Source organism: Paraburkholderia sp. BL18I3N2, from assembly GCF_003001875.1.
GTDB lineage: Bacteria > Pseudomonadota > Gammaproteobacteria > Burkholderiales > Burkholderiaceae > Paraburkholderia > Paraburkholderia phytofirmans.
Window position 1 is genome coordinate 17,347 of the sequence record NZ_PVNC01000004.1, and the last position, 15,140, is coordinate 32,486.

Here is a 15,140-nt window from a genome sequence, read left to right on the forward strand (position 1 = left end):
TACGCGCAAACGTTTGCCTTTCGTATGGAATGAAAGGCGTCATTAATGCAGCGACGGTTGATCGCCGCATGACCCAGGCTGGCTTGGGATTTGCAGAAGCTACCGTTGCAAGATCCTTGCGCAGAGAGGGAAAACCCTTGGATGGAAATCCGCATCAGTAATTAGTGCTTGGTAAAAGGTGGATGACCTGTCGTATCAAGTCGTTAAATCTTCATACAAAAAGCAACTGTTTTGTAAAATCTACCGAGAACGAATCCTAACATGAATAGAAAAAAATGCCCAAACAAAAATTACATCAGTAATTAATACTTTAAACGGGGTCGGACATTAAATAAGCGAGTTCTCTTCGGACAAAGTGTGAGTGGTGTACGCCACGTGTCTAGCGTCCAAATATTGATTGGCGTACCGAATCAATGCCACGTTCTGCTCTGTCTCATTTTTGCGTCAAACCCCGCTGTGCTTAGGGTTTTTGCTGAGACGGAAACGTCAGAGGATTGCGTTGGCTTTCGCCCTGCGCGCGTTTGTAGCATGCGCTATGCGCGAGTCGAATTTGGGGTAATCGAGGGGGAGATGCGCGCGTGTAGGCGTGATCAGAGTGATAAAAAAAGAAAAGCAAATGAAATATAAAAAGCTAATATTTTTATTTAAATCATCTGCGTTTCATAAAGCGCGGCCACATCGTAGAAGAAGCGGTCTTCGCTGAAGCGCCTACGCACTTCGTCCAGTGCTTGTTCAGCAATGACGGTCCGAAAGTCGCCGTCGTCCATCATTCGCGTCAGCGAGGCGACGGCCTCTTTGGCGGTATTGAAAATCATGCCGGTCCGGGCGTGACTAAGAACATCGACGTTCCCCGGGCAGCCCGAAGCAACGATTGGCGTTCCGAGTGCCATGGCTTCGATGATCGATATCGGCATCCCCTCCCACGAGGAGGTGGAAAGATAAACGTCTGCGCTTTTAACCCTTTCCATCGCGACCGACCGGCTAAGCCATCCGGTGACCGTGACGTTCGCATCGCGTAGCGCTTTCTTCGCGGGTTCGTCGCCATCGCCGATCCAGACGAATTCGACATCCTGTCGTTTGAAAAGACGTGCTATTTCCGCGAACAATTCGGGATTCTTCTGTCGTCTGATTCCACCGACGGTCACCACACAACTGGACGGACGGGTAGGCTCCTGAGTTGAAGCGGTCAGGTGATCAGTTGCCACGCGTTTGTCGAGCGCGTTCTCGACCAGCACCACGCGCGTGCGCAAGTACCGTCGTACGATCGCGCGTTCACTCTCTGAACATGCGACATACGTGGATCTTTTCAGGCAGGCCAAGGCCTCGAGTCCGATAAAGCAGGTCTTTTTTAGCCTGGAGACATCCGAACGCATGAAAGAAATGCAATGCGGACTGTAAAAGAATTTGGCCGACTTCAAACAGGAGATCGTCGACAGTCGCCCCAGGAATCCCGCAAACGACGAGTGCAGATGGACGATGTCCGGCCGCAAGCTATTGAGTTCACGACGCAACCCGAACAGAATGCTGGTCACCGGCCGGCCTTTCATCTGAAATTGCCGCAACTGGACGCTCGGATGAAAGAGTGAGGATAAATTGTCGGGCGTCTCGTTGCGCTTGGAAAATACGACGCAGACTTCGTGACCCTCACTCGCCAGACGATTCGAGATCATGCATACCACCGAGAGCGTACCAGTGGCTGTCGATTCGACAACATGAACAATTTTCATCGGCAGTCCAAAAGGATCGTTTTAGCATGGTTCACTGGAATGTACTCAATAAGCCCCGCTTCCATCGAAGACCACCTTGAACGTGCGCAGCAGGATGCTGATATCGAGTAACGTCGAGCGTCGCTTCACGTAGGAGACGTCTAGCGCCACCCTTGTCGCATAGTCGACGTTGTTTCGTCCGCTCACTTGCCACAATCCTGTCACTCCAGGCCTAACCGACAGGTAGTAGTACGCGTCCGGGCCATACCGTTCTAACTCTTTCTTGACGATCGGCCGGGGTCCAACCAGGCTCATGTCGCCGCGAAGGACATTCCAGAGTTGGGGAAGTTCGTCAAGGCTCGTCTTGCGCAGAAACCGACCGAGGGACGTGACGCGGACATCGTTCTTCAGCTTGAAGTCGCGATTCCATTCCTCTCGCGCGCTGGCGTCCGTGGCAAGGAGTTCGGCGAGAACGACGTCGGCCTTCGGCACCATGGAGCGGAATTTCAAACAGCGAAACGATCGTCCGCCTTTTCCAACGCGCGGGTGGCCAAAGAAAGCCGATCCTCCATCACTGAGTACAACGCAGCCTATTACGAGAAAGATCGGTAGCAGGACAAGGAGTAGGGCCGACGCGCCGAAGATGTCAAAAGCGCGTTTTATGAAGTCGCCTTTCCTCGCTGGAATATCAGGGTCGTTCGCTGCCGACAAGGTGCGGCAAGCCAAGGGGCTTGCGGCCGTATCGGCTGCTGGGCCCGATGAAAAGGATTCTTCGCCGCGACTGAAGTCCGATGTGTTATCCATACGCGATGCTGAAAAGTCACGACCGCCCATTTCAGGATGGTCGGCTTGCGAACGACCTTCGTAGCGGGTATCGAAAGGATTAACTTCCTTTGACACTGATTCCGATACCTTGCCGACTAAAGCCATTGCTGCCCCCGGTTCAAAGTTCGTTGACGAGTACATCAGTGTTTCGGCGTTGCAAGTCGTACCGGTTATTTCAACCGTTGAGGCAGTGCGCGCGCCGCATCGGAAAAAAGAAGTTCATCAGACTATCTGCGGCGACAACAAAAATAGGGGAAAGCGGAATGTGGCGATCTACAATTTCTATAAAAATTAGCCGCTGACAATTGATAAGAAAAATTCAAAAAATCGAATAAAAATTCTCCGCGCGACAACGAGGGAACGCGCCAGCAGCATGCGAGGCGTCGCGTTCCCCGGCAACATTAAGTCTTAATTTTTTCAGTAGGAAGTATAGCTTCGTAGTCGAGCGTCCGACCATGGAAAAGTCCTAAAATGTCGATGTGTTGGCCGACATGGAAGGACATGCCAATCAATCAATATCGCGTTGCATTAAGCGGTAATTATTAGCAGCGTAAAACTGTTATCTGCTTAAAATGTTCCGATTGTCATTCGCGAGTGGATGTGAAAAGGGACCGGACTTCATCTGGCCGGCTGTCCGCTCGCAATTACGCATTGGTCCGCGATTGACTCAATGCGGTAAGTACACGCCTGCTGCATGTTTGGTCGAGCATGTGTAGACGTAGAGTATCTGTACGAATGTCGCTACTCCGTTCGGTACAGCACATAAAGCGCGGTTACGGCGCGCGCCAACCACCGCCTCGATGTGTATGATGAAAGAGGCTTACCGTACACGCTCGGGGGTTGCTGACATGACCGTGACGCGTCGACGCAATGCGTTGCACGTTCGTTGTCAGATTACAGCCGGGCCATAGCGACAATCCGTTCTTTGAAGTGTGCGATCGAAGTCTGGCAGACGAGCGTTCGTTTTCGCACGGAATGCGCTAAATCGATCAGCTAACGTGGACGGCCGAAAGGTAACGTTGAATATCCCCGAATCTCCATCGGGATCGCGACTACGAAACTCAGAGCTGCGGTCGGTGCGCGCATCGTTCGATGCGCGGTCGATTCCAAGCGGCGTCGTATGACATAAATGGAGCTTCCATGAATCGCGTCGACGTACCCGGCCTATTGCGTGCGCCTGACCGCTTAACGGTGCGTACACCTGTTTACGCGAGCACGTTCGGGCAAATTGAGGCATCGCAGCTAACAGCATTCAGCACTTTCTTGCAGACCCACACAGGTCAGCCTCTTGGCAATGACGAAGCGCTGCACGATTTCTCCGTGCGAGAGTTCCGGACTTTCTGGCGTTGCTTCGTTCAGTGGTCGTCCGGACTCGAATGGTCGGGTGACGTGGAGCCGGTTTGTCTGGGCGACGACTGCGAACACGCGAGCTTCTTTCCGCGGATGCGGTTGAATTACGCGGACAATCTGCTGGCGCTGTCAGCGGCGCAGGCCGACGCACCCGCATTGACTGCGTGCCATGCCGATGGTCGCCGTATCCATCTCAATCGCGCGGAACTGCGCGAACGTGTGGCGCGCCTTGCGCAGGCGCTGTCGGAGTTGGGACTAGCTGAGGGTGACCGCGTGGTCGGCGTCTTGCGCAACGACGCGGATGCGATCATTGCCGCATTGGCCGTCGTGGCCCTCGGCGCCACGTTGTCGACTGCGGCGCCGGAGATGGGCGTCGACGCGATCTGCGATCGCTTCATGCCGCTCGCGCCACGCATGCTGATCGCGCATACCGCCGCGCGGACGTTTGACACTGGAGCGTCGGTTGCAAGCAAAATTTCGGATCTCGCGGCTGCACTGCCATCGCTGCAAAATGTCGTGTGTCTCGACGAAGGGACTTTGCCGAGTACGGTGACGCAGCCGGTCCATTCTCTCACCGAACTGGTCGACGCTGGCGATGCCGACCGCTTCGAGTGGCGGCGGTTCCCATTCAATCATCCGCTGTTCATCATGTTTTCGTCGGGAACCACCGGCAAGCCGAAGTGCATCGTTCATGGTGCGGGGGGCACGCTGCTCGAGCACCTGAAGGAGCATCGTCTGCATACGGACCTGCGGCCAGGCGACCGACTGTATTTCCACACAAGTTGTGCCTGGATGATGTGGAACTGGCAACTGTCTGCATTGGCTTCCGGCGTCGAGATCGTGACATACGATGGCCCGATCTCGACGGTCGAGACGCTATGGCGCCTCGTAGCCGAAGAACGCGTTACAGTGTTCGGCACGAGTCCCGCTTACCTGAAAATGTGCGAGGAAGCGGGTCTGGAATGCGGTAAACAGTTCGACCTCGGCGCGTTGCGCGCGATGTTATCGACCGGAGCCGTACTGTTCGACGCGCAATTCGAATGGGTGCGCGCTCACGTGAAGGCGCTGCAACTGCAATCCATCTCGGGCGGCACGGACATTCTAGGCTGCTTCGTGCTCGGCAATCCGAATCTGCCTGTCTACGCCGGCGAAGCCCAATGCAAGAGCCTTGCGCTAGACGTCCAGGCATGGGAGCACGGGGCCCGCACCGATGGCGTTGGCCAGCTCGTTTGTGTCAATCCGTTTCCATCGCGTCCTCTCGGGTTTTTCGGCGACGTCGACGGGACGGCCTTTCACAAGGCTTATTTCGCCGGCAATCCGGGTGTCTGGACGCACGGCGATCTGATCTCGTTTTCGCCGGACGGCGGCGTACGGATGCATGGCCGCTCCGACGGCGTGCTCAACGTGCGCGGCATCAATGTCGGTCCGGCTGAGATCTACCGGGTTTTGAACGATATTCCTGAGATCCGCGAGGCCTTGGTTGTCGAGCAGCGAGTGCGAGATACGTCCAGCAATCAAGCGATCCCCGACGATTTCGAGCCACGCGTCGTGTTGCTGCTGGTGCTGACCGACGGCGCCGTGTTGAATGGCTCGCTCGCCGCCCGCGTGCGCCGCGACCTTGCGCGCCGCGCGTCGCCCGCGCACGTGCCGGACCGCATCATCGCAGTCGATGCTTTGCCCGCAACTCACAACGGCAAGCTTTCCGAAGCCGCTGCGCGCAACGCGGTCAATGGCCTGCCGATCGGCAATGCGGCGGCATTGCGCAATCCAGAGTGCCTCGAGGCGATCCGGCGTCATCCGGCGCTGAATCTGACCACGCGTGAATTGCCGCCTGCGGGGGAAAGTCGCGAGCAACTCGAGGCGCATTTGCAGGCGCAATGGGAGAAGCTGTTCGGCGTCGCACCGATCGGTCGCGATGACAACTTTTTCGATCTCGGCGGTCATTCGCTGCTGGCAACGCGTCTGCTCGCCGAAGTCCGCCAGTCGACCGGGCGCGCGATCCCGTTCAACATGCTGATGATTGCGCCGACCATTGCGCGGCTCGCTGCGCTCATTTGCGAGGACGCGCTACCGCCGTCTTCGCCGACGCTCGTGCCGGTGCGGGCCGGCACCGGCCTGCCGCTTTTCCTCATGCACAGCGCAAGCGGCTCAGTGATGGAATGCCTTGCGCTGATCGGCGCGCTGAATAGTCCGCGCCCGGTATATGGCCTTCTGGCGCGCGGGCTCGACGGTGAGCAGCCGGCACAGTTGCGCGTCGAAGACATGGCGTCGAGCTACATTGAACAGATGCGCACGGTGCAGCCAAAAGGGCCGTACGCATTGGCGGGCTATTCATTCGGCGGCCTGTTGGCGTTCGAGGTCGCGCAACAGTTGCGGCGCGCCGGCGAGCGGATCGACTTGCTTTTCATGCTCGACACCCACGTGGACCAACATTGCCTGCCTTGGATGGCGCGTTTGCGGCGGCGTGCGAACTCTGCCCGTTCACACTGGCGAGCCGTGCGCACGCTCCCCGTGGCGCGGCTTCCCGGCTATCTGAACGACCGCTTCGCGAGCGTGATGGATCACCTGCGGATGCGCGTGGGACTTATGGCGCGGCGACCCCAAAGCTATAGCCCCGCGATGCCGCCGCTGCTGCGGCGTATGCGCGAGACGACGCGGGTTGCGATGGCGGCCTATCGGCCCAAGCCCTACGGCGCGAGCCCGATCATTTATGTCCGCGGAGCGGTTGCGCAGAATGGAGCCTGCGACTCAGTGCTGCTTTGGCGGCGCATCGCGCGAGCCGGGCTGGTGGTGACGGAAGTCGCCTGCGACCACGCCGATCTGATCGTCGAACCTAACGTGCAGTTCGTGGCGGCGGAGCTCGATCGCGGTCTCGCGAGTCGATAAACGGGCTATCCGCGGAAACCGGTGCTCGCCTCAGTGACTTCCCTCCAGGTCCTGGCGGTGTCGAGAATCGCGCCGCCGACCACCCTACCCAAACCGCTCGACAGCCCGCCGATGAGCGCCACTGCGAACGCGTTGAGCCCGAGTACCGCACCCGTCGTCGCGCCGGCGACCTTCAGTCAACTCACGCGAAACCTTGCGGATTCGTCGATTGCCAGCGCCAGTGATCCGCGCACATCCGCTCGATGCCGAACTGCGCGCGCCAGCCGATGATCTTCTCGGCCGCGGCCGGATCGGCGAAACATGAAGCGACGTCGCCGGGGCGGCGCGCGACGATTTCATACGGCACCGGCCGGCCGGCGGCCTTCTCGAATGCCTTGACCACGTCGATCACGCTATAGCCCTGGCCCGTGCCGAGGTTCACGACGAAACTCGCATCGCGCTTGACCAGCGCGTCGAGCGCGGCCAGATGTCCGCGCGCCAGATCGACGACGTGGATGTAGTCGCGCACGCCGGTGCCGTCAGGCGTCTCGTAGTCGCCCCCGAACACGCGCAGCTTCTGGAGCTTGCCGACCGCCACCTGCGCGACATACGGCATCAGGTTATTCGGAATGCCGGCGGGATCTTCGCCGATCAGACCGCTCTCGTGCGCGCCGACCGGATTGAAGTAACGCAGCGTGGCAATGCGCCACGACGGATCGGCCAGTTCCAGGTCGCGCAGCACCTGCTCGGCGATCAGCTTCGACTGGCCGTAGGGATTGGTGGCCGACAGCGGGAACGACTCATCGATCGGCGAACTCTTCGGCACGCCGTAGACGGTGGCCGACGAGCTGAACACGAACTGCTTGACGTTGCGGTCGCGCATCACGCCGAGCAGGCTCAGCAGGCTGCCGACGTTATTGCTGTAGTACTCGATCGGCTTGGCCACCGACTCGCCCACCGCCTTCAGCGCGGCAAAATGAATCGCGCCCGTGATCGGATGCGCGTCGAAAATACGGTTGAGCGCCGCCTCGTCGCGCGCATCGGCTTCGTAGAAGGTCACCGGCTTGCCGGTGATCTTTTCCACGCGCCGCAGCGATTCGCGGTTGCTGTTCACGAGATTGTCGATTACAACGACGTCGTAACCGCCGTTCAGCAGTTCGACACAGGTGTGCGAGCCGATAAAACCCGCACCGCCCGTTACCAGAATCGTGCCCTTCGTGCTCATGCTGTTGCTCCGTTAAAGTAAAACGCCCGTCATTTTCTGCACCAGGTCCTTATACGTTTCGACGACCACGCGCTCGTCGAATTCTTCCGCGACTTTCTTCCGGCCGCGTTCAGCCATCGCCCGTCGCTCCGCGCCGCTCATGTCGAGCATGCGCGCCAGCGCGGCCGCAAGGCTTTCTGCATTGCGCACTTCGCACAGCAATCCGTTGACGCCGTCCGCCACTACCTCGCGGCAGCCGGGCACGTCGGTGGCGACGATCGGCCGGCCTATCGCCGAGGCTTCCATCAGCGTGCGCGGTACGCCTTCGCGATACGACGGCAGCACCACGCAATCCGCCTCGACGATCAAAGGCCGCACGTCGTGCGCCTCGCCAAGATACTCGATGATGCCTTCCTGTTCCCACGCCGCCACTTCTTCGCGGGTGATCGCGCTGGGATTGTCGACGCCCACCGGGCCGAGCAATTGGAACCGTGCGTGCGGGTAACGTTCACGCAGACGCCGCGCGGCTTCGACATATTCGCCCACGCCCTTGTCCCACAGCAGGCGCCCGATCAGCACGAAGCGGTAATCGGTCCGCTCGGGCAAGGGCGTGAAGGCGAATTGCACGAGGTCGACGCCTTCGCCATGCAGCAGCCGCGCACGCTCAGGATGCACCAACAAATTCTGTTCGACAAACGCAGCTTGATCGTCGCGGTTCAAAAACCATATTTCGCGCGGGAAACGGAACGCGAAACGATACAGTTTTTTGGCCACCTGCGCGGCGCGGCTATGCTGGATGAACACATAGCCCAATCCCGTTGTGACCGCAACCGACTGCACACCCGCCAGCTTCGCGGCGATCGAGCCATAGATATTCGGCTTGATCGTGTAGTGGAATACCACGTGCGGGCGGATCGACCGGTAGTGCCGGTAGAGCGCGTACAGCGTGCGCAGGTCGTCGCGTGGACTGGTGCTTTTCGAGGCGACCGGCAAATCGATGCAGCGGCAACCCATGGCGGTGAGCAGTTCGAACGTGCGGTCGCGCGGCGCAACGATCGTCACATCGACGCCGCGTCCGACCAGCATACGGATCAGCCCTTGCCGATAGGTATAGATTGCCCAGGCGGTGTTACAGACGAGTGTAATGCGCAACGCGGGCGTCGACTTCAAGGCAGGCTTCATGCGGGAACGAGCTCGGCGGTGAATGAGGGTGAATGATTTAATGGCTCGCGCGCGGCGTGAGCAGGCTGCGTTTGATCCGCTGCAGTGCGCTGTAGGGCGTCACCAGATGCAGCAGATTTTTGGCGAGGCCCAGCCAATCGTACGGATTGGCGGCGTTGAAGTAGCGCAGTTGCAGCCGCAGCGTCGAACTCACCTGGCGGCGCCGTTTGGTCGCGCTGATGCCGCCTTCGTTCAGTTCGTAGTAGAGCCCGAGTTCCGGCAGGTTCGCGCAGTCGTAGCGCTCCATCAGACGCACGAAGAGATCGAGATCTTCGGCGGAGCGATACTCGGCGCGGTAGTTGCCGACCGCGCGCACGGCGTCGATGCGCAGCATCATCGAAGGATGCGCGAGGCATGAGCGGAAGAAGCGCAGGCGGCGGATCGCGTTCGGTTCGGCGGGCGGCGTCAGCATGAAGAGCGGCTTGCCTTCGCGCGTGACGACCTGCGTCCACATGCCGAGGCCGGCCACGCGGGGATGCAGCTCCATGAACACGCGTTGTTTGGCGAGCCGCTGCGGCACGCTGCGGTCGCCCGCGTCGATGCGCGCCGCATAGCGAAAGCCGCGCTGGGCAAGCGCGTCGATGCCGGTTTGAAGCGCGCGTTCGATCCCGCCATTGCGCGCCATGCGCAGCACTTCGATCTTCATATTGGCGATGGCCGGTGCGACGATTGGCGGCGTGCTGCCGTCGTCGACGATCAGCACGTGCACCGGCGCGCTTTCACTGAACGACGCGAGCGTGAGGTCGACATCGGCCTGGCCGTTGTAGGCGGGAATCAGCACTGCGACGTCGTCGAGGGTCGTTTGCGCGGTGGCGGGTGAGTTCGTCATGGGCGCAATTTGAAACGAATGTAATAAAGATTAACCGACGCGGCCGCCAGATAGCCTGCCGCGAGACCGACAAGCGCGCCATATGCGCCAAGCCGCGGAATGGCCAAGAGATTGACTACGAACGCGACAGCCAGCGCCAGCAGCCATTTCGCGAGCAACACGAACTTGGCCTGATACTTCAGCACGATCAAATTGCCGATCGCCTCGATGCCGGCGGGTACCGACAACCACACGGCCCAACGGAAGATCTCGATCGCGCCTTCGAACTGCGGCCCGAACACGCGGCGGATGATCAGCCCGGCGAGCAGATCCAGCACGATCGCGCCGCTTACCATGAGCGCGGCGGTCATGGCGGTGAGCCGCCACACATTGCGGCGTAACTGGGCGGCCCCCTGAACGCGATAGACGAAGGCGGGCGCAATGGTCTGCGCGAGCATCAGCGCGAGCGTGATCCAGTTTTCGTTCAACTGCTGGGCGGCGGAATAGCGCCCGAGATCGGCGAAGGAAATCGTCCGTTCGAGCATCAGCCGGTCCAGTTTCAGGAACAGATACATACAGATCAGGCCGAGCCAGAACACCGTGCCGGCGCTCGCGAAATGCTTGAACAGAGAACGATCCAGATGCCAGCCGAGCTTGCCGCCGTGCCGGCGCATGTAATAGATCAGCAGGACCGCGCCGATCGCCGCCGATTCGAGCGCCCACAGCCAGCCGAAGCGCGCGGGCGCGGCCGCCGCGCGCACCAGCAGATAGACAAGAGCGGCCTTCAGCACGGCGGTGCTCATGCTGGTGAGCAGCTGCGGCTTGCTGTAGGTCATGCTTTGCAGCCACGCGTTGATCACGCCGACGAACGGTTCCCGAAACAGCATGGTCACGGCGAGGCCGGCGAGCATGGCGCCGACCAGCGGATCGAAGAAATGCAAGGCGATGCCGAGCCAGGTCAGCAGCAAAGCGGCCACCGACACGGCGATGCGCAACGCGAAAGCGCTGCCGAGCACGGTGCCGAGCTGCGCCGGCGGCCGGTTGACGATGGTGGGCACCAGAATCTCCGCGCCGCACACCCAGGTAATGGGCGAGAGCACCAACAGCAGCGTGTTCGCGTATTGCCATTTGCCGAACGTGTCCGGCCCGAAGTAGCGCGCCAGCACGCCGCTGATCACGATCGCCACGCCGATCTGCGTGAGCCGCTCCAGCCCGAGCCAAACGATATTCGTAAAGGCGCGCGTGACGTCCGGATTGGCGAAGCGTTTGAGCGTCAGCATCCGCTGGCCGCTCGCCGGTCCACTTGCGCTGAGCGTGCCGAGCATGCCTGCGGCACCGCGAGCACGCGCGGCACGCATGATCCCAGTGGCACAGTGCGCGCGTTTGCCCAACCCGCCCACTGTCGCGGCAACTTTACATTTGGAGGGCGTCTAAGCATTAGAATGGTGCTATAAGGCTGGTCCGAAAGGCGCAATTATAAGTTGGAACCGGATCGCTTCCGGCAAGGGCGCATCGCTGTGTTTTACCGATTCATCGGCGGTGCGCCGGTCAAAATTCTCCATTGCACGCAAGTGAGCCAACATGATCTCTAAATCTATTTTCAAGGCGTACGACATTCGCGGTGTAATCGGCAAGACGCTCGACGCCGATGCAGCGCGTTCGATCGGCCGCGCGTTCGGCAGCGAAGTGCGGGCCCAAGGCGGCGACGCCGTCGTGGTCGCGCGTGACGGCCGCCTGTCGGGTCCGGAGCTGGTCCAGGCTTTGTCGGACGGTCTGCGTGAAGCCGGCGTCGACGTGGTCAACGTGGGCATGGTGCCCACACCAGTCGGCTACTTCGCGGCCAGCGTGCCGTTGCAGCTCGACGGCGGCGAGCGCCGCGTCGATTCGTGCATTGTCGTGACGGGTAGTCATAATCCGCCGGACTACAACGGCTTCAAGATGGTCCTGCGCGGCGCAGCGATTTACGGCGAGCAGATTCTCGCGCTGCATCAGCGCATCGTCGACGAGAACTTCTCCACAGGCAGCGGCACGTACACCGAGTACGACATCGCCGACGCCTATCTCGAACGCATCACGAGCGACATCAAGCTCGCGCGTCCCATCAAGATCGTGGTCGACACCGGCAACGGCGTGGCCGGCGGTCTCGCGCCCAAGTTGTTCAAGAAGCTCGGCTGCGAACTGATCGAACTGTTCACCGAGATCGACGGCAATTTCCCGAACCATCACCCGGACCCGGCTCACCCGGAAAATCTGCAGGACGTGATCCGCGCGCTGAAGGAAACGGACGCTGAAATCGGTTTCGCGTTCGACGGCGACGGCGACCGCCTGGGTGTGGTCACCAAAGACGGCGAGATCATCTATCCGGACCGTCAGCTCATGCTGTTCGCCGAAGAAGTGCTGTCGCGCAACAAGGGCGCGCAGATCATTTACGACGTGAAGTGCACGCGTAACCTCGCCAAGTGGGTGAAGGACAAGGGCGGCGAGCCGCTCATGTGGAAGACCGGCCACTCGCTCGTCAAGGCGAAGCTGCGTGAAACCGGCGCGCCGCTGGCAGGCGAAATGAGCGGCCATGTGTTCTTCAAGGACCGCTGGTACGGTTTCGACGACGGCCTGTACACCGGAGCGCGCCTGCTCGAAATCCTCACGCGTGTGGAAGACCCGAGCAAGCTGCTGAACTCGCTGCCGAACTCGAACTCCACGCCGGAACTGCAGCTGAAGCTCGAGGAAGGCGAGAACTTCGAACTGATCGCGCGCCTCCAGCAAAACGCGAAGTTCACCGGCGCGGACGACGTGGTGAAGATCGACGGCCTGCGCGTCGAGTATCCGGACGGCTTCGGTCTCGCGCGTTCGTCGAACACCACGCCGGTCGTGGTGATGCGTTTCGAAGCCGACAACGACGCGGCGCTCAAGCGCATCCAGGAAGATTTCCGCCGCGTGATCATGGCGGAAAAGCCTGACGCAAAGCTGCCGTTCTAAACGCATGAGCGGCGCCGCGGTTCTTTTTGAACCGCGGCGGCCGTCGAACGCGGCGCGGGTTTTTCTGACCGCGCCGCGTTTTTTCATGCGGTCTGCATGCAACGCGCTAGAATTGCCGTCCTCATGAGAAATGGCTGAGTGTTTCAGGTATTCTCATGCCCCTTGGGGCTCTCTCAACGCATCTTCGGGCCGGATAGCCGGTTTTCCCACTCTTGAGCGTGCAAAAGATACTGATCGTGAGGGTGTCGTCGTTGGGCGACGTCGTTCACAACATGCCGGTGATCGCCGATATCCGACGCCGTCATCCCGAGGCCCAGATTGACTGGCTCGTCGAAGAAAGCTTCGTGGGGCTAGTGCAACTAGTGACCGGCGTGCACCGGGCGATTCCCGTGTCGCTGCGGCGCTGGCGCAAGCGCATTCTGTCGGTCGAGAACTGGCGCGAGATCGGCGCATTTCGCCGCGCGCTCGCCGCCGAACACTACGACCTCGTGATCGACTGCCAGGGGCTCATCAAGACCGCGTGGGTCGCGAGCATGGCGCGCGGCACGCTGGTCGGCCTCGCGAACCGCACCGACGGCGCAGGCTTCGAATGGCCGGTGCGCTTCTTCTACGACAAACGCGTGCCGATCGAACCGCGCACCCATGTGGTCGAGCGCACGCGCCAACTGGTGGCTGCGGCGCTGAACGACCCGCCGCCGCAGCCTACCGACGACATCGACTTCGGCATCGACACCGGGCGCGCGGCGCTGGCTTTGTCGGAGGCGAATCTGAACCTGCCCGTGCCGTACGTCGTGTTCGTGCACGCCACCTCGCGCGCGGACAAGCAGTGGCCCGATACCACGTGGATCGAGCTGGGGCAGTCTTTGGTGCGGCGCGGTGCGTCGATCGTGCTGCCGTGGGGCAGCGAAGAGGAGCGCGCGACCAGCGAGCGTCTGGCGAAAGAGTTCGGCGCGGCCGCCATCGTGCCGCCCAGGCTCTCGTTGCCCGCGGTGGTCGGCCTGATAGAAGGCGCGGCCGCGACGGTGGGTGTTGACACAGGTCTGGTTCACATCGCCGCGGCGCTGAAGCGGCCGACGGTCGAGTTGTACAATTTCGCCACTGCGTGGCGCACTGGCGGCTACTGGTCGCCGAACGTCGTCAATCTCGGTACGGCCGGACAGCCGCCCACGCTGCAACAGGTGAAGGCGGCACTCGCGGGCTTCGGCCTGCTATGACACGTCCGGGGCGCTTCGCCTTGCGCTCCAACCGTTTTCAAGGGCGACCATGAACGAAACCCAGATCATCGAAGTAGCGAACGCCGACTGGCACGGACGCAATCTGTCCGTGCCGCGCGAGACGCTGCTTGCCGGCGTCGAACGCGGCAAAGTGCTGTATTTCCCGAATCTGCGCTTCGCGATCGAAGGCGGCGAACAGGCGCTGCTCGACCCCGCGCTCGCCGACCCGAGCCGCAAGAACATCAGCCTCGAACCCAATGGCGGCGCGCTGCACGGTGTGGCCGGCGACGCCGTCACGCAATCGGCGGTGCGCGCGTTGATCGCGCGTTATCAGACCAATGCGCGCACGCTGGTCGACGGGCTTTTTCCCGAATACAACGGCAGATTGCGCGTGGCGCCGACGAGCCTGCGGCTGCATCAGGTGGAAACGCGCGAGACCTCATGGCGCAAAGACGATAGCCGTCTGCACGTGGACGCCTTTCCTTCGCGGCCGAACTACGGCGAGCGCATTCTGCGCGTGTTCACCAACGTCAATCCGCAAGGCGTGCCGCGTGTGTGGCGCGTGGGCGAACCATTCGAGGACATGGCCAAACGTTTCCTGCCGCGCATCAAGCCGCAGATGCCGGGCGCGGCGTGGCTGCTGAACCTGCTGCACGTGACCAAATCGCCGCGCAGCGAGTACGACCATTTGATGCTGCATTTGCACGACGGCATGAAGGCCGACCTCGACTATCAGAAGTCGAGCCCGCAGGAGACCATGCCGTTTCCGCCCGGCAGCGTCTGGGTGTGTTTCTCGGATCAGACCTCGCACGCAGTGATGTCCGGCCAGTTCATGCTGGAGCAGACCTTTTTCCTGCCGGTCAAGGCGATGGCGCAGCCGGAATGCGCGCCGCTCGGAATTCTCGAGCGCCTGAAGGGCAGGGCCCTCGTTTGAGCGCCGCGGTCCATTTGCCGGTTTCGCTCGACGCGTT

10 protein-coding genes and 1 pseudogene are annotated in these 15,140 nt (G+C 60.9%); 4 read left to right on the forward strand and 7 right to left on the reverse strand.

Annotated features, from left to right (window positions below):
- Positions 1 to 644: 644 nt before the first annotated feature.
- Together B0G75_RS13250 and B0G75_RS13255 are read right to left on the reverse strand one after the other, a co-directional pair.
- On the reverse strand, positions 645 to 1,727 hold the full coding sequence (locus tag B0G75_RS13250; RefSeq protein WP_106305760.1) for a glycosyltransferase: 1,083 nt from the start codon (positions 1,725 to 1,727) through the stop codon (positions 645 to 647).
- 45 nt (positions 1,728 to 1,772) lie between these two features.
- Positions 1,773 to 2,636 (reverse strand): sugar transferase, encoded by an 864-nt coding sequence (locus B0G75_RS13255; RefSeq protein ID WP_106305763.1) that lies wholly within the window; start codon positions 2,634 to 2,636, stop codon positions 1,773 to 1,775.
- Positions 2,637 to 3,671: 1,035 nt separating this feature from the next.
- On the opposite strand from B0G75_RS13255, the gene B0G75_RS13260 reads away from it, so the two are divergent.
- On the forward strand, positions 3,672 to 6,767 hold the full coding sequence (locus tag B0G75_RS13260) for an acetoacetate--CoA ligase (RefSeq protein ID WP_106305767.1): 3,096 nt from the start codon (positions 3,672 to 3,674) through the stop codon (positions 6,765 to 6,767).
- A gap of 47 nt (positions 6,768 to 6,814) precedes the next feature.
- On the opposite strand, the pseudogene B0G75_RS41320 reads toward B0G75_RS13260, so the two are convergent.
- The 5 genes and pseudogenes from B0G75_RS41320 to B0G75_RS13285 form a co-directional block, all read right to left on the reverse strand.
- Positions 6,815 to 6,943: pseudogene (locus B0G75_RS41320) on the reverse strand (branched-chain amino acid ABC transporter permease); the annotation flags it as partial.
- A 5-nt stretch (positions 6,944 to 6,948) separates the two neighbouring features.
- Positions 6,949 to 7,971: a UDP-glucose 4-epimerase GalE gene (gene galE, locus B0G75_RS13270; protein WP_106305770.1), complete on the reverse strand. Its 1,023-nt coding sequence runs from the start codon at positions 7,969 to 7,971 to the stop codon at positions 6,949 to 6,951.
- 12 nt (positions 7,972 to 7,983) lie between these two features.
- The gene (locus tag B0G75_RS13275; protein WP_106305774.1) at positions 7,984 to 9,132 is read right to left on the reverse strand and encodes a glycosyltransferase family 4 protein; all 1,149 of its coding nucleotides are present in this window, start codon (positions 9,130 to 9,132) and stop codon (positions 7,984 to 7,986) included.
- Between the two features lie 37 nt (positions 9,133 to 9,169).
- Positions 9,170 to 10,000: a glycosyltransferase gene (locus tag B0G75_RS13280; protein ID WP_106305777.1), complete on the reverse strand. Its 831-nt coding sequence runs from the start codon at positions 9,998 to 10,000 to the stop codon at positions 9,170 to 9,172.
- Entirely contained in the window at positions 9,997 to 11,304 is a 1,308-nt protein-coding gene (locus tag B0G75_RS13285) for an oligosaccharide flippase family protein (RefSeq protein WP_374956894.1), read from the reverse strand. Before B0G75_RS13285 ends, B0G75_RS13280 begins: the two co-directional genes overlap by 4 nt.
- A 256-nt stretch (positions 11,305 to 11,560) precedes the next feature.
- On the opposite strand from B0G75_RS13285, the gene B0G75_RS13290 reads away from it, so the two are divergent.
- From B0G75_RS13290 to B0G75_RS13300, 3 genes are all read left to right on the forward strand, one after another.
- A complete protein-coding gene (locus B0G75_RS13290) occupies positions 11,561 to 12,955 on the forward strand; it encodes a phosphomannomutase/phosphoglucomutase (RefSeq protein WP_106305780.1) in 1,395 nt (464 codons plus the stop codon).
- Positions 12,956 to 13,167: 212 nt separating this feature from the next.
- Positions 13,168 to 14,169, forward strand: coding sequence for a lipopolysaccharide heptosyltransferase I (gene waaC, locus B0G75_RS13295; protein ID WP_106305783.1), 1,002 nt, complete (start codon positions 13,168 to 13,170; stop codon positions 14,167 to 14,169).
- A 49-nt stretch (positions 14,170 to 14,218) separates the two neighbouring features.
- Positions 14,219 to 15,103 carry a Kdo hydroxylase family protein gene (locus B0G75_RS13300; RefSeq protein ID WP_012431973.1) on the forward strand — a complete coding sequence of 295 codons (885 nt, stop codon included), beginning with the start codon at positions 14,219 to 14,221 and terminating at the stop codon, positions 15,101 to 15,103.
- The last annotated feature ends 37 nt before the right edge of the window (positions 15,104 to 15,140 follow it).